At 62.2% G+C, this 22,037-nt stretch carries 19 protein-coding genes, 1 tRNA gene and 1 pseudogene; 2 read left to right on the top strand and 19 right to left on the bottom strand.

Annotated features, from left to right (window positions below):
* Positions 1-77: 77 nt before the first annotated feature.
* The 4 genes from coaBC to AX735_RS07015 form a co-directional block, all read right to left on the bottom strand.
* On the bottom strand, positions 78-1,277 hold the full coding sequence (coaBC, locus tag AX735_RS07030; RefSeq protein ID WP_066277758.1) for a bifunctional phosphopantothenoylcysteine decarboxylase/phosphopantothenate--cysteine ligase CoaBC: 1,200 nt from the start codon (positions 1,275-1,277) through the stop codon (positions 78-80).
* A 33-nt stretch (positions 1,278-1,310) separates the two neighbouring features.
* Positions 1,311-1,634, bottom strand: a complete 324-nt coding sequence (locus AX735_RS07025) for a hypothetical protein (RefSeq protein WP_137775842.1) — start codon at positions 1,632-1,634, stop codon at positions 1,311-1,313.
* A 61-nt stretch (positions 1,635-1,695) separates the two neighbouring features.
* The gene (locus AX735_RS07020; protein WP_066277750.1) at positions 1,696-2,871 is read right to left on the bottom strand and encodes an amino acid aminotransferase; all 1,176 of its coding nucleotides are present in this window, start codon (positions 2,869-2,871) and stop codon (positions 1,696-1,698) included.
* Positions 2,872-3,071: 200 nt separating this feature from the next.
* Positions 3,072-3,860 carry a DUF1134 domain-containing protein gene (locus AX735_RS07015; protein ID WP_082750981.1) on the bottom strand — a complete coding sequence of 263 codons (789 nt, stop codon included), beginning with the start codon at positions 3,858-3,860 and terminating at the stop codon, positions 3,072-3,074.
* A gap of 288 nt (positions 3,861-4,148) precedes the next feature.
* Between AX735_RS07015 and AX735_RS07010 the strand changes: the two genes are divergently transcribed.
* Together AX735_RS07010 and AX735_RS26280 are read left to right on the top strand one after the other, a co-directional pair.
* Positions 4,149-4,241 (top strand) — tRNA-Ser (locus tag AX735_RS07010).
* Positions 4,242-4,384: 143 nt separating this feature from the next.
* Positions 4,385-4,756: a helix-turn-helix domain-containing protein gene (locus AX735_RS26280; RefSeq protein WP_082750980.1), complete on the top strand. Its 372-nt coding sequence runs from the start codon at positions 4,385-4,387 to the stop codon at positions 4,754-4,756.
* A 78-nt stretch (positions 4,757-4,834) separates the two neighbouring features.
* Here AX735_RS26280 and AX735_RS24200 read toward each other — a convergent pair.
* The 15 genes and pseudogenes from AX735_RS24200 to AX735_RS25700 form a co-directional block, all read right to left on the bottom strand.
* Positions 4,835-5,682, bottom strand: a protein-coding gene (locus AX735_RS24200; protein WP_231750046.1) for an IS630 family transposase whose coding sequence is annotated in 2 segments (ribosomal slippage) — positions 4,835-5,389 and positions 5,392-5,682 — 846 coding nt in all. Because the reading frame shifts where the segments join, the coding sequence is not laid out codon by codon here.
* Positions 5,606-5,875: a hypothetical protein gene (locus AX735_RS26275; RefSeq protein WP_231750045.1), complete on the bottom strand. Its 270-nt coding sequence runs from the start codon at positions 5,873-5,875 to the stop codon at positions 5,606-5,608. Before AX735_RS26275 ends, AX735_RS24200 begins: the two co-directional genes overlap by 77 nt.
* Before the next feature lie 100 nt (positions 5,876-5,975).
* Positions 5,976-6,440, bottom strand: a complete 465-nt coding sequence (locus tag AX735_RS24930; protein ID WP_137775980.1) for a hypothetical protein — start codon at positions 6,438-6,440, stop codon at positions 5,976-5,978.
* Positions 6,433-11,034 carry an RHS repeat-associated core domain-containing protein gene (locus AX735_RS06995; protein ID WP_171007823.1) on the bottom strand — a complete coding sequence of 1,534 codons (4,602 nt, stop codon included), beginning with the start codon at positions 11,032-11,034 and terminating at the stop codon, positions 6,433-6,435. The genes AX735_RS24930 and AX735_RS06995 overlap by 8 nt, the downstream gene beginning before the upstream one ends.
* Positions 11,035-11,387: 353 nt before the next feature.
* Entirely contained in the window at positions 11,388-11,753 is a 366-nt protein-coding gene (locus AX735_RS06990) for a TrbC/VirB2 family protein (protein WP_066277731.1), read from the bottom strand.
* Complete coding sequence (virB11, locus tag AX735_RS06985; protein WP_066277727.1) at positions 11,753-12,760, bottom strand: P-type DNA transfer ATPase VirB11; 1,008 nt, start codon at positions 12,758-12,760, stop codon at positions 11,753-11,755. The genes AX735_RS06990 and virB11 overlap by 1 nt, the downstream gene beginning before the upstream one ends.
* Entirely contained in the window at positions 12,757-13,884 is a 1,128-nt protein-coding gene (locus tag AX735_RS06980) for a TrbI/VirB10 family protein (RefSeq protein ID WP_231750044.1), read from the bottom strand. The genes virB11 and AX735_RS06980 overlap by 4 nt, the downstream gene beginning before the upstream one ends.
* Complete coding sequence (locus tag AX735_RS06975; RefSeq protein ID WP_066277725.1) at positions 13,884-14,597, bottom strand: TrbG/VirB9 family P-type conjugative transfer protein; 714 nt, start codon at positions 14,595-14,597, stop codon at positions 13,884-13,886. The genes AX735_RS06980 and AX735_RS06975 overlap by 1 nt, the downstream gene beginning before the upstream one ends.
* Positions 14,594-15,385 carry a virB8 family protein gene (locus tag AX735_RS06970; RefSeq protein WP_066277717.1) on the bottom strand — a complete coding sequence of 264 codons (792 nt, stop codon included), beginning with the start codon at positions 15,383-15,385 and terminating at the stop codon, positions 14,594-14,596. Before AX735_RS06970 ends, AX735_RS06975 begins: the two co-directional genes overlap by 4 nt.
* A complete protein-coding gene (locus AX735_RS06965) occupies positions 15,382-16,569 on the bottom strand; it encodes a type IV secretion system protein (protein WP_066277712.1) in 1,188 nt (395 codons plus the stop codon). Before AX735_RS06965 ends, AX735_RS06970 begins: the two co-directional genes overlap by 4 nt.
* Positions 16,569-18,956, bottom strand: coding sequence for a VirB4 family type IV secretion/conjugal transfer ATPase (locus AX735_RS06960; RefSeq protein ID WP_231750043.1), 2,388 nt, complete (start codon positions 18,954-18,956; stop codon positions 16,569-16,571). The genes AX735_RS06965 and AX735_RS06960 overlap by 1 nt, the downstream gene beginning before the upstream one ends.
* On the bottom strand, positions 18,935-19,219 hold the full coding sequence (locus AX735_RS06955; RefSeq protein WP_066213224.1) for a type IV secretion system protein VirB3: 285 nt from the start codon (positions 19,217-19,219) through the stop codon (positions 18,935-18,937). Before AX735_RS06955 ends, AX735_RS06960 begins: the two co-directional genes overlap by 22 nt.
* A gap of 4 nt (positions 19,220-19,223) precedes the next feature.
* On the bottom strand, positions 19,224-19,514 hold the full coding sequence (locus AX735_RS06950; RefSeq protein ID WP_066277701.1) for a TrbC/VirB2 family protein: 291 nt from the start codon (positions 19,512-19,514) through the stop codon (positions 19,224-19,226).
* A gap of 221 nt (positions 19,515-19,735) precedes the next feature.
* Positions 19,736-20,338 (bottom strand): annotated as a pseudogene (locus AX735_RS06945) (transposase); the annotation flags it as partial.
* 1,245 nt (positions 20,339-21,583) lie between these two features.
* A partial coding sequence (locus AX735_RS25700; RefSeq protein WP_066277687.1) for a transposase occupies positions 21,584-22,037 on the bottom strand: 454 nt, incomplete at its 5' end.

Genomic DNA, 22,037 nt, shown 5'->3' with positions numbered 1-22,037 from the left:
TGGCATAGGCAGGTACGGGAAGCCCCTCGCCGTGCGCCAGCCGCTTGAGCCGGATCGTGATGGGCGCCAGCGGGTGTTCAGCGGATGACATCGGCAATCTTCTCCATGAGTTTGCGTGCAACCTGGTCCTTGGGCAGGTTCGACCAGCTTTCGACGCCATCGGCGGTGACGATATGGACCGCATTCTCGCTGCCGCCCATCACATCGCCGGAGACGTCATTGGCGACGATCCAGTCGCACCCCTTGCGCGCGAGCTTGGCCTGGGCATGCTCGATGACATTCTCGGTTTCCGCAGCAAAGCCGACCAGCAATGCGGGCCGCCGCGCATCTCTTGCCAGCCCCGCAAGAATGTCCGGATTCTCGGCCAGCTGCAGCACCGGCAGCGCGCCGCCGGTCTTCTTGATCTTCTGCTCCGCGGCATCTGCGGTGCGCCAGTCGGCCACCGCCGCGACCAGGATCGCGATATCGGCGGGCAGCGTCGCATCGACCGCCGCCGCCATCTCGCGCGCAGTCTCGACATCGATCTGCGTCACGCCCGGCGGGGTCGGCAGATGCACCGGTCCGGCAATCAGCTGCACGTCCGCGCCCATCGCAGCGGCGGCTTCGGCAATCGCAAAGCCCTGCCGCCCGCTCGACCGGTTGGCGATATAGCGGACCGGATCGATCGGCTCGTGCGTCGGCCCAGCGGTGATAAGGATGCGCTTGCCGGCCAGCGGCCCTGCCTTGCCTATCGGACGACGCCCCAGCGCGGCCTCGATCCGCTCCATGATCGCGACCGGCTCGGGCAGCCGGCCCGGACCGTACTCGCCGCACGCCATCGCGCCGTCATCGGGATCGACCACCGTCACGCCATCGCTGCGCAACCGTGCGACGTTTCGCTGGGTCGCCGCATGCTGCCACATGCGCACGTTCATCGCTGGAACCGCCAGCACCGGCGTGTCGGTCGCCAGCAGCACCGTCGTCGCTAGGCTGTCGGATATCCCCGCCGCCATCTTGGCGAGCAGATCGGCGGTCGCCGGGCAGACCACGATCAGATCGGCCTCGCGGCTCAGCTGGATATGCCCCATCTCGGTCTCGTTCTTCAGATCCCAGAGCGTGGTGAACACCTCGTTCTCGCTCAGCGCCGCGAGCGTCATCGGCGTGATGAACTGCGCGCCGCCATCGGTCAGCACGCAGCGCACGCTCATGCCCGCCTTGCGGATCAGCCGGATCAGCTCGCACGCCTTGTACGCGGCGATGCCGCCGCCGACGATCAGCAGGATATGGGGTGGTTTCATGGGACCCAGCGGTAAATGCTGCGCGCGCGCCGGTCAACGATAGTGCCAGCTTTCGAGCAGGCGAGAGGTGCCCGGGCAGTAGGGCCGGCCATAGGTATCGGCTGGCCGAGTCTCGCCGCAGCGATAGAGTGGCCCTGCGACCAGACGCCTGCGATACAGCGCGGTCAGCACAATGGCATGGGCCAGCGCACACAGCGCGACGCCGATCAGCTGGCCAGCGCGCCCCTCTATCAGCAGCGAACCGTGGGGGACAAAGTCGGACAGACGAATGAGGCCGATGGCATGCGCGCACAGCATCGCCGCCGCCAGAGCAGCCAGATGATCGCGCATCCGCAACAGGGTGGAACACAAGGACATACGATCCGCCTACACGGCGCGCAGGGCGCGCGCTGTGCGGCAGATCGCAGTCAGGCGAAAATCACGCGGTGACCGCGCGCAGTCCTTCGATGAAGTGCGGGATGTTTGCTTCGGTGAAGCCGGCAATGTTGATGCGGCCGGATCCTGCCATGTACACGCCCCAGTCGGCGCGCAGCGCGGCAATCTGGTCGGGCGTCAGCTGCAGCACCGAAAACAGGCCGTTCTGCTGACCGACTGCGGCCAGATTGACCGAACCGATCGACTGGTAGGACGCAAGCGTGTCGCGCACGCTGCGCATCCGCTCGCGCATCGAATCGAGCTCGTCGAGCCAGATCTTGGTCAGCCCCTCGTCTTCGAGCACGATGCGGACCGCAGCCGCGCCATGATCGGGCGGCATCGACCAGTTGGCGCGCGCCAGCGCGGCGAGGTTCGACTGGATCGCCGGCTGCTGCTCGGCGCTTTCGGTCATCACGTAGAGCGCGCCGACGCGCTCGCGATACAGGCCGAAATTCTTGTCGCAGCTATAGGCGATCAGCGCCTCGGGCACCTGGGCCAGCACGGTGCGCAGACCATAGCCGTCCGCGTCGAACCCATGGCCCAGGCCGTGATAGGCCAGGTCGATCAACGGGAAGAGCCGCTTGGCCGCAACCGTCTCGGCGATCTGCTGCCATTGCTGCTCGCTGTAATCCGCCCCTGTGGGATTGTGGCAGCAGCCGTGCAGCAGCACCGCATCGCCCGCATCGGCCTTGTCGAGCGCGGCTTCGAGCGAGGTGAAGTCGAGCTTCTGCGTCGCCACATCAAGATGACGAAAGGTCTCGCTGGCAAGGCCAACGGCGTTGAAGATCTGCACATGGTTGGGCCAGCTGGGCGTACCCATCCAGATGCGCTTGACGCCGGCCTTGAGCAGCAGGTCCGCCGCCAGCCGCACCGCGCCGGTGCCGCCCGGAGTCTGCAGGCCATCGATACGGCCTGCCGGATCGAAATCGCCGAGCATCCAGGGCATGATCGCGCGGACGAAGCCCATATCGCCTTCGGGGCCAAGATAGCTCTTGCTGTCCTGGCCATCGAGCAGGCGCGCCTCGGCCGCCTTGATCGCCTTGAACACCGGCGTCGCGCCATCGGCGGTGCGATAGACGCCCACGCCCAGGTCGATCTTGGTCGGGCGGTCATCGGCCGCATAAAGCTTGATCAGCGCGAGCAGCGCATCGGCCGGTTGCGCCTTCAATAGTTCCAGCACGGGTCAGTCCCCCATTTCAGCTTTGAATGTTGCCGGAAAAGCCCTTCCGGCGTCAGGAAAATGCGCGAGCCTCCATGCCGACCGATGCGCGTCGGGGCAAGGCAAAAAGGCCGGCTGCCGCTTTGACGTGCGACAACCGGCCCCGTATTTGCCCATGGCAGTTGCGACCCTGCGGGCTATGTCTGCCGCGAAGCGATCCGTCAGAAAGGGACGAAGTTCCGCTTGCGGGTGAATTTCATGTAACCGGCATTGACGCCGAGGCGCAGGCCCAGCCCCATGCGCACAGGGATCAGCACCACATCGCCGCGGCGCAGATAGCTGGTGTGGAACCCGCCGACCAGATAGGCCGCGCCCTCACCCGCGCCGAAGCGCTTGTACAGGTCCTCGGTGTCGTAGAGATTGTAGACCAGCACGAAGGTATTGCCGGCATTGGCCCCGGCATCGAAACCGATCGACGGGCCGGTCCAGTAAACGGGCCGGTCGCCTTCCACCTTGTGGTGCAGCGTGCCCGATCCATAGCGCAGACCGACGACGAACGCGCCCGAAGCCTCGCGCCCGACTATATAGCCGTTGGGCTCGCCCTGCTTGCGCAAGATGTCCTCGATCAGCCCGGCCAGGCCTTCGGCGCCCTTGCCGAATACGCCCTCGGCCGCGCCGATCAGATCGTCCTTCTGATAGCCGTTGCCGGAAACCGCAGGCGGCACCGCCGAATTCGCGGCAGGTGCTGCACCGTCGGCCACCGGAGGCAGCGATTCGGTGCTGCTGGTGGTGTCATTGTCGGGCGTGCCATAATCATATCCGCCATCGAGCGGCGCCTCGCGCGCCGGCTCGGCCGTGCCGCCGGGGCGTGCAGGCGCCAGGTCTGCATCGATCGCGTCATTGGGATCGATTGTCCTGACCTGGGCCGATGCCGGGTCGGCCATAGGCCCAGCGCCCAGCCCCAATGTCGCCAGGGCGACAATCGCCAGACCCTGTCCGAACCAGCCCATTGCCATGCTTGCCTCCCGCCTGTGCATCATTAACCACAATCGCCGCATTCCTGGACCCAAGACAATGAATGGGCGATGACCCGAGTCGGTGGTGCGCCGACCCGAGTCCGATTTGCGACAAATGCGGTTGAATCGGGCGATTGTGGGCCATCCACAGCAAATGCGCAAAAGCGGAAGCGGAAAGCGAACTTAACCGGTTGATCCCTGCCCCACCCGCCGCTATAGCGCGCTCTGGCCAATCGACCGGCCCCGTAGCTGGGGCAAGCAAGCATCGATATGCTGCCATGCGGAGACGTGGGTGAGTGGCTGAAACCAACGGTTTGCTAAACCGTCGTACTGGTAAATCCGGTACCGAGGGTTCGAATCCCTCCGTCTCCGCCACCTACTAATCCCACAGCATCCCTGATCAGTTCCGAAAGTCCAGCTTTCCTGCGGGGTTCGCTGGTGATTCGGATCCCTGTGCGTCCCACGTCGTCCAGACCGACATTTTTGCCAATGTGGGAACAAATTTTATGATCAGGTCCATGGAAACGACTTCGAACACCGGTTCGGAAGGCAAGGCTCAGTCCAGCCGCCGTGTCAGTTTTGGCGACGGCCTCTTTCGCTACGAGAGGCCGGGAGGGACCAGCAGCTGGGTCTGCCGGGTGCAGCACAAAGGCAACCGGAGAGATTTCGGGCTGGGCAGCTGCAAAACGGTCGGACTGGAAGATGCCTGCCGCTTCACTGGCATAAGCCGAAGCACCCTGTACCTACTGATCGCGCGGGGTGAGGTCGAGGTAATAAAACTGGGTTCCGCTACCCTCGTGCTGACTGAAAGCTTGCGCCAGCTGATTGAGCGTCATCGCAATGCAGGATCTAGCCTCAATACCAATACGGACCCGAAAGCACCTGGGTAGCTTGGGCCGCAAATTTAGTGCATTTAGAGCGTTTTTCGATCAGTCTGGATCATATGCGCAAGAGCTGAAGTAATTGGCTCACTCGTCGGGCTGGAAGATGTCGACGAGCCTGCCGATGAGGTCCCATGGGCCACGGACCGTGCGCTCACCGGCCTTGCGCAGCATGGCCTTGAGTCTGGAGAACGCCTTTTCGATCGGGTTGAAGTCGGGGCTGTAGGGCGGGAGGAAGCGAAGGGTGGCGCCGATCGCCTCGATCTTCTCCTTCACGGCGACCCGCTTGTGGCTGGATAGGTTGTCCATAATGACGATGTCACCGGGGCGCAGTTCGGGCACCAGCACCTTGGTGACGTAGGCTTCGAACCAGTCGCCATTGATCGGTCCGTCGAGCACCATCGGCGCGACCATGCCGGTCATGCGCAGGCCCGCCAGCAGTGTGGTGGTCTTGCGGTGACCATGCGGGAAGGCCATGCGCAGCCGCTCGCCCTTCGGGCAGCGCCCATGGCTGCGGGTCATGTTCGTGGCGGTCCACGTCTCGTCGATGAAGACCAGGCGCTCGGGATCGAGATCGAGTTGGCCGTCGAACCAGCGCCGGCGCTGCGTCAGGACGTCGGGTCGGTCCTGCTCGATAGCATGGCCAGTCTTTTTTTGCGAGTCATGCCGCGGCGCACAAAGAAGCGGTGAAGCCCGGCGACAGAGATCGCCAGGCCCATTTCAGCCAGCACCAACCTCAGCTCTGCAAGCGTGATGTCCTTGCGCTCCTCCCAAACAGCGAGAATGTCCGACGCCCGCTCTTCAATCCGACGCGACCGCATGTCACCACCCTGGGGCTTGGCAGCAAAGTCGCCCGCATCACGCCGCTGTGCGCGCCAGCGGATCGCCGTTGAAGGCGCAACGCCAAAACGAGCCGCCGCCGCACAGCAGCTCATTCCGCCATCCACCGCCGCCAAAGGCACCGCCAGCGCCGACCTGGGGCAGCAGCCACACATACTCCGCCTTGAGGTCGCCCACGCCACCAGCGCCATATTCGCCGATGATGCGGTGATCGAGATCGTAGAACACCATCCGCGTATCAGCTGCGCCGCTTGCTGGCGCAGTGACCAGCTGAACCCGCTCGTCCAACCTGTTGCACGCCATGACCCGCGTATCGCCTGCGGTACTGGCATGGTTGCGTAGTTAAGGGGTCTTCATTCCCATCCTTGCAACCATCCCCATGAAAATACTACTTCTGATTTACTTTCGGCAACTTTCCCTTAAGGCTCACCGGCCCCATTAGTTCAGCCATTCCAGAGTATCTTGCATTTCTATTTCTGAATTGCTCTTCACTCTCGTGACTGCTACTCCACCACCGATGCGCACAAACATAATCAACAAACTCATCGCGCGCTTGCTCGAAAGTCAGCTGCTCCGGTGATCCAAAACAATAATCAACATAGACAATTTTACATCTTCGAATCAAAGGAAGGTTCCACCAAGCATATACCGCCCGGCGCTTCACCACGTCTTTTAGAACAAACCTACGGCAGTCGATGTCAATGGCGAAAGACGGCTTATGGAAAACATCCGTTTTGAGCAGTAGCTCTGGAAACTCGTAATCCATACTATCATCCGTATGCTTACGCACAAACTGTGGGTGAAAAAAAAGATAGGGTTTTGACGGCTTATGCGCGCTGCCCATTTCATTCATCGTAACCACCAATCTGATTTACACCCATGGCACCAATTGCAGTCACCACACCTCCTCTTACAGGTGTTGGTGATCCACGCACGAGCGCTCCCAAAGCTCCGCGTTGATGTAGTGCCTGGTGCGCGCCGCGCGGAACTGGGTTTAAGTTCCAAGGATGATTTACTATTCCATCTCTCCAGCCGCCCCGACCATCTCCCCACCGTCGGGGCAATGCCCAATGATGTAGGTCAATATCCTTTCCAACAAGATTCTCCGCCCGTCGTATTCGCCGGGAGGCGTTACCCCACTTCATCGACCCCGGCGTTAACTTAACCCAGCTTGCCTTCCATTGCCAGCCGAAGCCAAGCGTTGCACCTGTAAGCGCCCATTCGCCAGCCTCCCACCAATTGATGCATTCGACACGACCCCCATTCTGATAGAGTTGGTAAGCTAGGTTACCTCCACCGAATAGCAGTAACCCTGCAATCTCCTTTCCAAAAAGCCCCTCAGGATCGATCTGACTAACCGGATTGCCGCCCACATAGCCATACGGATTGACATCTCCCGCCAACCCAATCGGGTCCGCCTGGATATAGCGGCCCAGCGTCGGGTCATAGTCGCGGTAGCGGTTGTAGTAGAAGTCTGCGCCTGCAATCGCATTGGCCGGACGCCATTGGCCGGGGAAGCCGATCAGCGCGTGGCCATAAGGGGCAAGCGCGGTGCCGGTGGCGTCGGTAGTGAGCACCGGCGTGCCCAGATGGTTGCCGTGCGTCCAGGCAATCTGGCTTGTCCCGCCGCCCGCACCGATGGCGATGGCCAGCGGCATATAGCCGCCGGTGCCGTCATCGCCGCCAAACGGGCCGTCCGCGCCGACTTGCGGCAGCAGCCAGATATACTCCGCCTTGAGGTCGCTCGCGCCACCAGCGCCATATTCGCCGATGATGCGGTGGTCGAGGTCATAGAACACCATCCGCGTATCGGCAGCGCCGCCCGCAGGCGTGGTGACCAGCTGGACGCGCTCGTCCAGCCCGTTATACGCCATGACCTGGGCATCGCCTGCGCCATTGGCATAGCCGACCAAACGCGCATGGCCATCATAGCTGACGGTAACGTTCGGGCCTGAACTGCGCGCATCGCCGGTCAGATTGCCGCGCGCATCGTGCGTGAAGCTGCGTGTGCCCGATGCGCCAGTGACCGAGGCCAGCTGGTTGGTGCCGCTGGCCAGTGCATAGCTTTCCGTATCGGCGGGCGTCGCATCACCGGCATTGACCCGGCGCTGGATAGCCAGCCGGTTGCCGTTGCGATCATGCACATAATCCTCGCGACCATAGCTGCCCAATACGCCATCGGTTCGCACAAGGCGGTCCATGCTGTCATAGCCATAGCTGCGCGAATTCCCCGGATTGACCAGATCGGTGATCGCCGTGATGTTGTCATTCGCGTCATAGGCATAGCTCGCATGCCATATGTCGGTGCCATTGCTGCGATAGACCCGACGTCCGGCCAGCCGCTGGTCATTGCCCCAGTCGACCGAAAGCTTGAGGCCGCTGCCCAGATCGGCTGATTTGATTGCAGCAAAGGGCTCGTATACGATGTTGGCGGCAAGATCGGTCCAGCCGGCAGCGGCAGCCTCGCGGGTGCGCACCGTCTCGACCCGGCCGAGCGGATCATAAGCATAAGCGACGCTGCGCCCCGAAGGATAAGTGACCTCAGTAATCCGGTCGGCCAGATCATAGTTCAGCGCCAAAATCAGCCATTCACCGCCACCAATGCGCTGCTGCTTCATGGTGGCGTTGCCGCGATGATCATAGGCAAAGCGGACATCGACGCTGCCAGTGGTCACGCTAGACAGTTGCCCTAGCGATGCGGAGCCGGGCAAGGCGGCGCTGTCATAGATATAAGTGGTGGCCTGCGCAGCCAGACCCTGCGGCGTAGCGCTCACCACCCGGCCGAGTATGTCGCGGAGATAATCGATCCGCTGGCCACGGCCGTCAATGGTCGCCACAATGTCGCCCGCAGCGTCGTAATAATAGATGCTGGTGCCGCGGTCGGGGCTGGTCTCCCGGATCACCTCGCCAAAGCCATTGCGCACGAAGCCGGTGGTGACGACCGCTGGATCAGTGAATGCGGTGACCTCGTCGCGCGAGTTATAGGTCGTGCTGGTGGTTCCGGCATCGGGTGCCAACGTTGAGACCAAGCGGTTGAGCGGATCGAAGCTGGCCGCCAGCGGATGGTTGCGCGGCGACACCATCTGGGTGGCATTGCCGTTCTTGTCATAGGTCCAGCTGGTAGTCCGGCTGGGGCCCAGGGTCAGGCTGAGCATCCGCCCCAGGCTGTCAAAGGCGCTGGCAATGGTGCTACTGGGGCTGCCATCGGCGCGCCTGACCTGCCGCTGCGTTACATTGCCCATCGCATCGTGGTTGAAAGCGATGCTCTCGCCATTCGGTGCGGTGATCGCGGTCAGCAGCCCGGCGAGGTTGTAGCCCATCGTCAGCTTGAGCGTCTGCGGCAGGGTCACGCCGACCACGCGTCCCTCAACGTCATATTCCAGCGCGGTCACCGCATCCGGAGCCAGCCCGGCAGGATCCTTCACCCGCGTTTCGAGCAGCCGCCCGAGCGGGTCATAGACCAGCTCGGTGACGGTTCCGTTGGGATCGGTGATGCTGGCAGGGCGGCCATTTGCGTCGTGCCCAGCATAGCTGGTGACGTGGCCCAGCGGATTGGTCATCGTCACCAAATTGCCAATGGCATCATAGGCAAAGGTTGTAACGTCGTCTTGCCCCGCCTGATTGACAGGGCGTGGGCCGTTGACCGAGAGGAGGCGGCCTTGGGCCGACCAGCTATAGCTTTCGGTCCGCGCCTGCCCGCTCGTCGCATAGGGCAGGGTGTGGGTGGTGGTGTCAGTCAGCTTGCGCGATAGAAGCTGGCCCGTGGCATTATAGGTCATTTGTGTGCGCAGACCGGGGATATCAATTTGTACCGGCAGATCGAACACTGGATGCCATTGGATGTTGGTCGTGCGCGCCGAAGCTGTCGATGCCGCTTCGACAATCGCCGTGGGACGGCGATTGTTCTGATCGTTGGTGTAGTTGGTTCTGACACCCCGTGGATCAGTAACGCTTGAAAGCAGGCGAACGCTGTTGTCGTAGGTCGGAGCCTGGTAGCCATAGTCTATGCTGTCGGCAGGCACGGTCGCAGTTGCGTAGCCGTCCACCCAATCGATCACAGCCGGCATGTTACCCGGCGCAAAATAGGAGAGGCGCCAGAACGCATAGGCCTCCACCCGACCCAGCGGATTTGTCACCGCACGGTAGTTGGTGATGGCCTGCGGTGTGGTGCCGGGCGCAACAAAGCTATGCTGAAGCTGAATCTTGTCAAATCCGCCGGCGCGCTCGGTCGATTGAACCAGGCCCGAAGGATGATAGGTGTAGGTCGAGAGGCGCGCGCCATTTTGATCGACCTGACCAGTCAGTGCATAAGGCAAGGCGGCATTTTCGTAGAGATACGCTCTCGCCCAGAGTTCTGTACCTACTGCATCGCGCCTACTGACACGGATCAACCGGTCTTCGCGCCCGCTGCGGGTGGCCGTGGTGGTATCACTATAGGTGTAGACGAGCTTCGTGCCATCCGGGAGATCGATCTGGCTGATGACCTTCCATGACAGGCCTCCTCCATAGACCGAGAACGCATTTGTCGGCGCGTGGAAGCCCTTGAGCTTGGTCTCAGTCCAGCTGAGCTGCATTTCGCGACCAAAGCTGTCACGCACCCTGCTGGGATACTGGCTGGTATCGTCATATTCGAACGTGCGGGAAAAGCCGTCAGGCGACACCTGCTGGATCGGGACCAAATAGCGCACCTCATCGGCTGACGACCAATTGGCGCTGCGACGATACAGGGTGTAACTGCCATCCGCTTCGGTGAGCTTGAACTCGGCCGGACCATTTAACACAGCCGCCTGGTTGCGAAAGAAAGTCGTGCGCGAGACTGTCGGGATTGATACCGCCGTCAGCCTCCGCCGTCCGCCGCCGGGTGTAACATAATTCCAGCTAGTCGTGTTCGATGGGCCAGGCACCTGGAAGTAATCGACCCCCCCCGACTCGGAGAGATACTCGATCATTTCGGTGTAATTGCCATATGCGGCAAGCCGCCCCGGTACCACGCCATGCCAGTTGGGACCAAAACCGGGGATGGGCATGGGAGCGTACCGCTGCGCCTGATGCTGGCGGCTGCGATAATGGCGCTCCACACTAAAGCGACCGTCGGCGGTCGTATAATCCTGGGCGCGTTCGACCTTCGCGCCGGTGACCAACGAGACGGGATTGCCGCGTTCTGCAGCGGGACCGAGCGCCTTTGCCTTGCTCGGATCGGGACAGGGGCATTCGGGTTCGTTGTCGAGCGGCTGCACGCACTGGGCGGTTCGCGTCCAGACGAAACCCGCCGGACATGCCATTGACACGAACGAGGGCAGAACGGTGGTCGAGTTTGGCGGCCCGCCGAACTGGCGCGCCTTCCATTTGCAGCCATAGACAGTCGGAGACTGATATTCCGGCGGCTCGTATGTTGCATTGGGATTGAACGACTGATGCTGACGGCGGCACGCCAGGTCAGGCGTCAAGTAAAATTCTACAGAGCCGCCGGAGATGATGGTGCGCCATGTTGGAGCAGGCAATGTGGGCGGAGCAGAGCCAGGCAAGCTTGCCTGCGCGGAAATGGGCGAAGCAGGCAACAAGAGAGCCATGAGCATTGCATAAAATGGCCATTGTCTCAGTATTAGGGGCACCATAAAACACCCTCTTCAACATATGAAAACAAAAATTCAAAATAGATTCGCACCAAAGATTCATATCGAGAGATTAAATTTGCACAACATGAAAATCAAATAAACCCGTTTTGATTTTTTAAATATTTTCTTCATTTTGAGGTTTTATTATGAAATTGATCGACACTCCTTCAGATCCTTGACCAACGTCACCATATAGGTGCTGTGGCAGCGGCATAGGGATCGTATGCCGGTGGTGGAGCGACGGTCGGCATCCTTTCGATCGGGGCCGCGATGAGCTGGGGAGCATCGAAGCCGGTGGCGCGCCCTGCTGAAGCAACTAGCATGCCCTCAACGATGTTGGGCGCACCGAACAGGATAAAACACCCGAAGATGGTCAGCGCTCCCCGCCGCAGATCGAGCCTGCCTGTCATCAACCCCATGCCAACCATGCCAACTGAGACGATGGCAAGCGAAGTGGCCATAGGCCCGAGCAACGCCGCCTCAATCCAACGGAACGCTGCCGCCAGTGCACTAGACCCATAGGCAGCCGAAAACGGGTCAGCCAACCCCATCAGCCAACCTCCTGCTGCGGGCGGAGGATTACCGCCGACACCAAGCGTCGGCCTTTGATCCTGGACAGTTGCACGAACACGTCGATGGTGGAGCGGACGTAATCGTGAACATCGGCGCGGCCAAGCTGTGTCCCAGTCTGCAATGCCAACAAGGTAATCTGCTCGATCGCGCCCAAGGGGCTGTCCGCATGCACCGTCGTCATCGAGCCGGGGTGACCGGTGTTGACCGCGCGTAGAAAGGCGAGTGCTTCGCCGCCGCGAAGTTCGCCCAGGATAATGCGATCGGGGCGCAGCCGAAGAGAGGCGGCGACAAGGTCATTGGCGGTCACCTGCGCCTCCCCCAGCTCGCTGCGCGCCGCCAGAAGGCCGATGGCATTGGCATGAGTCATGGACAGTTCCGGCGTGTCCTCGATCAGGATCAGGCGCTCGTCCGCCGGGATCTCGCGGAGCAGTGCATTAAGGAAGGTGGTCTTACCCGTAGAGGTGCCCCCAGAAACGAGAATATTTCTTCGTTGGCGGACGGCGAGCGATAGCATGCTCGCAATATCGCCCTGCGATAGCAATGCCCCTAGTTCATGATCCCGCTCGTCGTCCGCTTGGTCTCCCGTGCGCGTCTGACTGAAGGCACCGCTCTGAGCGTAATCGGCGAGGCTGAGGTCTTGCGAGACGTGCTTTCGGATGGCGAGCGCGAGTTGTCCGCGCGTGGCAGGCGGCATCACGATCTGTATGCGCGATCCATCGGGCAGGGCGGCGGACAGCAGCGGGTGTTCACGGCTGATGCCCTGGTGCGATAGGGCCGCGATCTGCCGCGCCAGCCGTTCGAGCGTCAATGGCCCCAGATCGGGTGCATCCAGACGTTCCGAAAGGCCTCCCATGGTCTCGACCCAGATTTCATGAGGACGGTTAACATAGATGTCGGTGACGTCAGGCCGCGCCAGTGCTGCACCGAGCGGCGCAAGGTAACTGGCCAGATAAACCTGACCTGTCGCAGCAACGCTGGCGTTCATCGCCTAGCCTGTTCCACGCCGGTGAAATCGAGGTCGCGCGCCACGAAGATGCTTATGCTGGTGCCGCGCTTGACGGTCAGTGTCGGCGTCACCTGTTGTGGCTGGATACGCTGGCTTGCCGCGCCGCCGAAGGAGCCGGGCAATGCAATCACCGTTGGCGAGTCCACGGCGCGCGCGGCCGCATTGACACCGATATCCAGCACCGATTGCAGGATCGCGCCACCAAACCGCTCCAGGAAATGCGAATTCACGCGTGCCCGAACGCCGTTGCGGCCCAGCGGATCGGCGGCAGGCGAGTCAATCGCAACAGTCGCACCGTCCGGGCGGATCAGCCGGGTCCAGTTGATGAGCGCCCGGTTTTCGCCAGATTTGGCGTCGGACTCATATTCTCCGATCAGTCTGCTGCCGCGCGGAATCAGCACTCTGGTGCCGTCAAACCCGCGCACGTCGCGCGACACGATCGCGCGCACGAACCCTGGCCGTGTCGAGTCCAGCGCTGACTCCAGCACCGCCGGAATCAATGTGCCCTGCACCACCGATGTGCTGCGGTTGGCGAAGGAACCTGCCCGCTGACGGCTGGTGTCGCGCTGGACCCTGGTGGCAGCACCCCCGCTTGCCGATTGCGCCCCCTCGCCTTCCTGCCCAGCCTGGCGCGGAGCCGTTTGGGCTCGGCCAATACCGCCATTGTCGATGACCAGAACGGGAGCGCTGTTGTTCGCCTTTGGTGCAGGCGCATTGCCGCCACCAGCAGGTGCAGGGGGAAAATAGGCCTGAACCGGAGGCGATTGCGTTGCCGGCGGCACAACCGGACGCGGCGGCATGCTTGGCCTTTCGGGCATGATTGCAACCGGCGGTGCAGGCTGAACGATTGGCGCGGCCTGTTCGAGATCGGGAGGAATAGAAAGCATCGGTGCAGCGGTGCCGCCAGCGAGATCGACCTGGCCTGCTGCCACTGCGGGAGCGTGAAGCGCACGCCTTCGGCTATCCAGCACGAAAAACAGTATAACGGCTATGAATGCCAGAGTGCCGAAGAACACCCAGGGCGGAAGTGGCTTGCGGGTGCGCGCGACGCTGGGGCGGATATCGAGCTCCGCCGCAATCTGCTGGTCGGGATTACTCGCCATCAGCGATCCTCCTTGGGGACGATCCTTCGGGCATGCGCCGTGCGATTATCGATGCGAAAAGTCAGCTTAGGGGCCACTGCGTCGATGACAAACATGCCATCGCGCATCGCACCATTGACCAGCCGTTCCTCGCCGCGCTCATCGACGGTGTACATGGCAGGAAGCGCAACCTCTTCCGGCCAGATGATATAGGTATGGACGCCATCATCTCCCATCTGGCTGGGATAGAGCCGATGATCGCCGCTAAGCCGATATTCCCCTTCCACCTCGTCGGCTTCGCTGCCTCCAGCAAGTGGAGCGGCCTTGGGTGCCGGAAAGGCGAAGCGGACGGAATAGGCCATGCCGGGATTGGGACTTTCCAGCGCATGCAGGTCAAACAGATAGACGCGGGTATCGGTAATCACCGTCATGTTGCTGTCTGCATCGCCACTGGTTGGCTTGATGAACAGGTGCGTGCCGCGCTGGTTGGCGGTCACCAGCCAGGCACCGCTGTCGCCGACCGCTACGGTTTCAATCTTCTCATCGGGTGCGAATTCGACACTAAGCTGGTACCCGGTGGCGACCTCCAGCCGAACGATCTGCTCGGGCTGATACTCGACTGTGCGAAGCCGCGGGTCGCTCGGCATGTTCATCGGCGACATGGGCGGCATCGGTGGCATCCCCGGAAACGGCATCTGCAGCATCCACAAGACGATCATGCCGGACCAGATCATGGCTGCGGCCTGTCGGAAAGCCGCCGCTGCATAGCCGGTGGGGTTTGAGGGCGCCCTGCAGGTGCGGTCAGTGCCGTCTCTGGCTGCACCATCACCGGCTCCGGTGGAGGCAGAGCCTCAGGATCGCGCTGATAGCGTACCACCTGAAAGCCAAGCGGATTGAGGAACCGGTCCTCGACCCGCAATGGCTCGCCCGCAAAACGATAGCTGACGAGCGCGACCCAGGAGCCGGTGACGCGCGGCGGGGCACCTCTGTCCGAGCGACGGGTCTCGAAGCGCACCATCGCCTTGCCGTTCGCCATGGGCGACACGCTCTTGACCAGAGTATCAATGACGGTCGATCGCGGATAGCGCGAGAGGGGGCTTTCCGGATTGGTCGCCTGCATCATCGCGACATAGCGCGTGCGCGCGCTGTCTGCCGACCAGAGCGAGACTTTGCGATAATTGGCCTGGACCGCATCAATATCGAAACTCTCTCGCGCGATCACATATTGCACGAGGAAGGACTGGGTCAGTGCCGCATCGCCCGAGATCCGCTGCGGCTCCAGCGGATCGACCGCCTGAACAAAGCCGGTCTGACGATCGACCAGCAAGGTATATGGCACCACGGTCTTGAGCGGCGTGAGCAGCATGATCGTGAGCGCCAGCATGACCGCAATGCCGGTCGCGATGCTGGCAACGATCCACGCGATCCGCCGAGAGGAGCGCAGCGCCTGTTGCTGGTCCTGCGCCCAGCTGGCGGCTTCGCGATAATAGGCTTCGCGTTCTGCCTTGCTATCCAGCTTCACGCGCGGGCATCCCTTGTACTGGCGCTGCGCGAGACATGGCGCACCGTCCTGCGCCGATGCGATTGCCCGAGGGGAGTGATCGCCGCTGACGCCTCCGGCCGGGTCAATGCCTGAACGGGTATGCGCTGTGGCCCCGCAAGGGCCAGCACCGCAGCATTCGCTTCACGTCGCTGTTCCGAGGCCACGGCGTCGGCGACCATGGCTGCGCGCGACCGGTCCGGTCCGGAAGGTGCGGACAAGGTCGTTGCGACGCGCTCCGGTAACTGCGAACGTCCTGTCGGCAGGCCGACCAGGGGCAAGATCGGTGCTGACGGCGCGAAGCTGAAGCCCCAGGCCAGCCGCGCCAATGCCACAATCGTTACGATCAACAGGATCACGAACAAAAGCCCCAGGGTGAGCAGCTCGACCGGCGCGGAAGGCACGGCGATCCCGGCGGCACGCGCGTTCAGCAGGCTGGTCAGCCAGGGCTCGTAAAGCGCGAGCTGCACGCCGAGCAAGATCGCGGTGCCGAGGCTTCCCAGAGCTGCGCCGAGCAGCACCCTCAACCAGCCGGCAAACAGCCCGCGCGTCGCATCGAACAGCAGGAAGGCGATGAACACCGGCGCGATTGCCAGCAGCAACCCGGCGACCAATCGCACCGCTCCGAATGCGCCCAGCACGCCGAGCAGGAACAGCATCCGTGCCCCGCCCAGGGCGAACGGCTCAAATCCGGCAAAAAGTGGCGGCATGGTGTTGAGATTGGCGGACCTCAGGCCCGTCCCCTCGATGGCCAGCGTCACCATCGCGGCATCGGTCGCCTCCAGCCGCGAAACCATGCCACCTTCGCTACCCGGCAGACCCGACGCGCGGCCTATGTTCGCGCTGAGCTCCGCAGGTGCCCTGACAGCGACATCAAACACCAGGGTGCGATAGGCTGGCCAACTGGTCGCAAGCGTCAGCACGATCCCGATCTTCACAAAGGCGAGCACGCCCTCGCGCACGCTGGGGACTTCGCCCAGGATCATGCGATAGCCGAAGATCGCGACGAAGATGGTGAGCAACCCTGTCAGCAGCGTCCACAGGATCGATCCGGGGCTTGCCAGCGCCTGATAGCCCGACGCCCCGATGGTCAGCGCCTGACAATCGAGGAAGCGCAGCGTGTCGCCCAGGAAATTGCCGCCTGGGGTGGGAACCGGGCAGGCCATCACAGCGCCTCCATCAGCGCCGGGATCCAAATGTCGGGATCATCGCCCACCCGTCCACGCAGCTCATCGAGCGCCCGCACGCTGCTCTCGCGCCCGGACAGGATGGTCAGGATCTCGCGCTCGCCCGACAGGTTGAGCCGCGCCACGACGCTGTGCGAGCCGTGCTTGATCAGGAAGCAATGCGCGCTGTCCGGCAGGGTGCGGACCAGATCGAACTCGTGCGCGGTCAGCCCGAACCCGTCGATATAGTCCGCCGCGCGCGCCTTGGGATTGGCCATGAAAATCTGCGTTGCTGCCTGTTCGATGATCGCGCTCGCGATCCGGCTTTCGAGCGCATCCTGCGCGCTTTGCGTGGCAAAGCCGACAATGCCGTTGCGCTTTCGGATGGTCTTTTCCCAATCCTTGATCCGCCGCACGAACACATCGTCGTCGAGCGCCTTCCAGCCTTCATCGACGACGATGATCGCGGGCGTCCCGTCCAGCCGCTGCTCGACGCGGTGGAACAGGTACAGCATCGCCGGGCTGCGCAGCGCTGCATTGTCGAGGATCTGCGTCATATCGAACCCGACCGTTTCGGCATCGAGATCGGTCAGGTCATGTGGGTTGTCGAACAGCCAGCCGTGCTCACCCTCGCCCCACCAAGGTCGCAGACGCGACCACAGATCATCGCTGCGCGGACGATGGCCGCCCCGGAACAGCTCGACCAGATAGCGCAGCCGCCGATGCTCGGCAGGCTGCTGGAAATTGGCGTCGATCGCGTCCTTGATCTGCGCCGCTTCCTCGACATCGACGCTGCCCGCCAGCAGGCTCAGCCATTCGATCAGGAACTGCCGGTTGCCGGGCGTGTCCTCGATCTGCAACGGGTTGAGCCCCGAAGGCTGGCCGGGGCGCAGCACATCATAGCTGCCGCCGATCGCGCGGATGAACAGCTCAGCACCGCGATCCTTGTCGAAAAACACGATGCGGGGCGAAAACTTGCGCGCCTGCGCGAGCAGGAAATTGAGCACCACTGTCTTGCCCGACCCCGAAGGACCGATGACGGTGAAATTGCCGAGATCGCTCTGGTGGAAATTGAAATAATAAGGCCCCGCCGCCGTGGTCTCCAACAGGCTGACCGCATCGCCCCAATGGTTGCCCTGGGGCTGCCCCAGCGGGAAATTGTGGCAGCTCGCAAGCCCCGCAAAGTTCTTTGTCGAGACGAGACCGCGCCGCGCGATATAGCGGAAATTGCCCGGAAACTGCGCCCAGAAGGTAGGTTCGAGCGCAATCTCCTCGCGCACCGCAATCGCGCCCAGGTCCGCGAGCATCGCCTGCGCTTCGGCCACGCCCTGGTCGACCTCGCCCAGGCTGCCGCCCCGGATCGCAAGCGTCATGTGATGCTCGCCAAAGCCGGCGCGCCCCGCCGCGACATCATCCTTGGCGGTGGCGAGCTCGTCGCGTAGGCTCAAGGCCTCATCCTCAGCCGAGCGCATCCGCCGCAGCGCCAGGTTCATCCGCGACAGCGCCGCCGAGCGATCGACAAAGCCGAAGCTCTGCGAGAGCACCATCTCGAACGGCAGCCGCAACAGTTCGTCGAACATGCCTGGCGCGGTCTGCGCGGGATAATCCTTGATCGACACGACACCGACGAAACTCGGCGGCGAAAGCCCCGCCTTGCCCAGCTCGACCGTCTCCTGCCCGAAGCTGATGCGGCGATAGGGCAGATAACGCCCGATATCCTGGCGCGGCAGCAGCACGGGGCGCATCTCGCCGTGGAAGAGCGAAGAGAGGAACTCCAGCGGCTCCGAACACGGCCCCTGCGGCGTATCATATACGCCGAGCAGGCGCGGCCCATAGCTGCCCAGCGCCGTGACCAGAGCGTCGCGCGCATTGTCGAGCTGCCGCAGATGCTGCGCGGCTTCCGCCTCGCGGTCGAGCGTCGTGCGCCCGAGCAGCGCGCGCACCCGGTCGAGCGCGCCGACCTGGCCGCGCAGGGGCCTGCGCACCAGAGTCAGGAACAGGTCGTTGATATAGAGCTGACGCGATTGCAGCCGTGTGCGCCAAGCCGCATCGAGCCGCTGCGAAAAGCGGTCGGGGAACTCAGCCTCCAGCGCCATGTCCACCCGCCGCCGGACGATATGGTGATAGATGGCAAAGCTCGGGCTGCCGATCGCCTGCAGCATCGCATCGCGCAGCCGCGCGCGATAGTTTATCTCCTCGCTGTCCGCCGTCTCGAAATGCAGGCCGCGCAGGTGCAGCATCTGCATCAGCATGCCATCGCGCGTCTCGATCGTGTGATCGTTGACGTGCCGGGCATAAGGCAGATGCTCGCCCGCCTGTTTCTCGCGCGCGATGACCTTGGGATCATTCGTCAGCGCAGGCAGCATCAGGGCTGATAGGAGTTGCATTGCCAGATCGCATGGTTGCGGATGCGCGGGCAGCGGCCGAGGCGTACCAGCCACAGGTCGAAAAAGCGCGGCTCGCGCAGGCACAGCAACATGCCGGCGAGATGGATCAGCAACGCCACCGCGACGATCCAGCCCGAGCGAAAGATCAGGAACAGTTCGGTTGCGACAACCGCATTGGCGACGAAATAGCTATAGGTCACCCCGGCGAACATCTGCGGCCGCGTGAGCGCGATGAACACCGATGTCCGCTCGATGCTCTCCACCACGTCAATTCCCCAGCGTCGCGGTCGACTGAATCCCCGCGACGATGCTCGCCGCGCCGAACAGGATGAAGCAGCCCAGGATCACCGTCGCGCCATAGCGCCAGTTGATCCGCCCGGTGAGCATCATGAAGCCGACTGCCGCCACCGCAATCACCGCGACCACCGTTGCGATGGTGCCCAGCAGCGTCCCTTGCAGCCACTGCACGGCAGAGACCAGCACGCCCGACCCCGCCGGATCGCCCAGCGCATCCTGCGCCAGCGCAGACTCGGATGCGGCGACCAGCAGGCCCATCATGCCCAAAGAAAATCGAGAAACGATCGCCGTCACCCTGCACCCCGTAGAAAATCAGATTCGGCGGTGAATATGCAGGTGCGCCAAGACTTTGCCAACCCAAAGAATATTGGCAGTGATTGAGACACTAGCCTTGGCATTAGCAACTGCGTCGCTTTGCGATGCGGTGAAATGAATTCATTATGAAGCAAATATAAATCCATAATGGATGCAATTTTTGCAGTCTATTTAGCAGCTTTGCGTTCCGACGACCCGCTTGCAGGCTTCGGCCCTCGCTTCTGCGGCATGAGGCTGAGGTCGGCCTTCGCCTCCATCGCGGCGAGCCAGGCTTTTGAGCCGATTGGTCGCCCGATGGACTCCGCCTTGCGCAATGCCGCATAGCTCATCGCTTCATCGAAGGGTTCGCCCAGAAACGCCGCAAAATCACCGACCCGTTCGAGTGCGGGCGCGACCTTGACGACATGATCGTCCGCTCCTGCCAGATGCGCCGAGGTGCTGGACCACCGCCAGTCTTCCGCCCGCTCCACCACCCGCGCCCGGACCGGATTGAGCGCGATATAACGGAAAGCGTGATGCAGATGCTCCTCGTCCATCGCAGTGGATGAAAACCGGCCCTGCCAAAGATGACCGGTGGTACGCAGGAGCGCGTTGATATAGCCAGTATAATGGCGATGCACGAACCGGAAGGTCCGCCGCAATCCGTCCACATCTTCAGGCACGGCGATGATGTGGACATGGTTGGGCATCAGGCAATAGGCCCAGATCGCCACGCGCGCCTGCCCCGCAGCCTGCGCCAGCAGATCAAGATACAGCGCATAATCGCCATCTTCAAAAACGTCCGCTCCCGCTGGTTGCCACGCTGCGTGATGTGATGCGGGATGCCCGGCAGGACGAGGCGAGGAAGGCGGGCCAGGATGCGATCAGCTTCGCTCCGTCTGAAGGGGAGAGGTGTTTGGGGGTTTATGCACGTGTCACCGTAATTGAATTGCATAGGGTCTATTTAGTATCGTGTCCCCGGAATTTGTGGTGTCCCCGGAATTAGTGTCCCCGGAATTATGATGCTGCGTCGGCCAGCAGCCTACCGGTGCGCAGGCCTGCCTCGACCGCTTCGAGCACCGGGGAAATTCCAATCAACCTGGGGGTTGTTGCAACCTTCACCGGAATTCGAAGCTTGAACTTTTGCCCTCGGAATTTACTCAAATTTACCCGAACAAATGAGGGAACTCGGATTTGAATTTGTCAGAGAAAATGCCGTCACAGGAAACGAGAGAAAAATCTCTACCCCGAGCTTGAAAGTGCGTGACCTCCTTCGACTGTTCTGTAGCTGGAATGGACAACCCCAGTTCGCTTGCACTCACTCCTGTCTCGGTTCGCTCAAATCTGACAATGAAGCCTGCCGGATCACCGCCTTGCAAGGGTCCTTCATCGATCAACGGGGTCCCCGATTGCGATAGAAAGAACGTCTGTTCCTTTGCCTTCGATCCAAGAGGAATTAACGTAGCAAAGTACTGATCATTCTCACCACGAGCTTCGTACTGGTACGGCAAGAGCGCAGGGTTGCAGATTGGTGTAGATGCGGGGCTGCAAGCGGCGGCAACTGCACATAGTTGGATCGCTATCATGCTGGCGAACGCCTTCATTGTTCATGGGACCTTTATGCCGAATAGGTTTCGCGCTGCAGCCCTAAAGCTTCTCTGATGCGCAGGATTGAAGTGACGGTCGTCAGACAGTCCGATCGCCCTTCCGGCGCGCCCCCATATGCCACCGCGATCTTCATATGCACTTCGCAATGCGCGGTTCGCATCGGTTGTGTGGGCGCCTTCGTGAATAATAGTTCGTGCCAAGCCAGTGTCGTCCTGCCGAACACCTCTTCCATACAGGGTGATGTTACCGGTGTCGACATCGGTAGATGCGTTCCAACCTCTTCCACCGTCACTTTGCGAGTATGTGACCTCCGATTTGATCAGACCGTCGGCAATAGCCCCGGCAGTCGTTGTTTCGGTGATCGTATTGCCGTCTCCATCGGTTGCTTCGAGCTTAACCTCTCGTGATGAATTACGGTGACAGTGCACTTAATCCTTCTCCTGCCTTGCCCGCGGCCCGCGCTTGCGGGGCTTGGGGTCACGGCCCGATATGGCTGCGACCCTGTCAAGAAACCCGCTGTCGCCCAGCGGGCGGCCGGTGCTTTCAGCGCGACGCAGATGCAGCGACATGGCTTCATCCTCGCCTGACCGCAGCAGCGCGGCAAAATCTGACACCCGCTCCAGAACAGGGGCCGTGTCGGTCAGACCGTCGCCGCAGGCCGGATCGAGCAGCGCATGCACGCTCGACCAGCGCCAGTCTTCTGCCCGCGCGGTCAGACGCGCCCTGACAGGATTGAGCGCAACATAGGGCAGCGCCGCCATCAGATGCTCCTCGTCCATCGCCACGCAGCCGAAGCGGCCTTGCCAGAAATGCCCGGTCCGCCGCTCGCGCGCATGGATGCGTCCGGCATAGGCGCGGTTCACCCTCGACAACGCAGCGCGC

It is taken from the genome of Blastomonas sp. CCH1-A6 (assembly GCF_001556365.1).
GTDB classification, from domain to species: domain Bacteria; phylum Pseudomonadota; class Alphaproteobacteria; order Sphingomonadales; family Sphingomonadaceae; genus Blastomonas; species Blastomonas ursincola.
The sequence above is the reverse complement of the archived record's forward strand: the minus strand, read 5'-3'. Positions and strand labels throughout refer to the sequence as shown.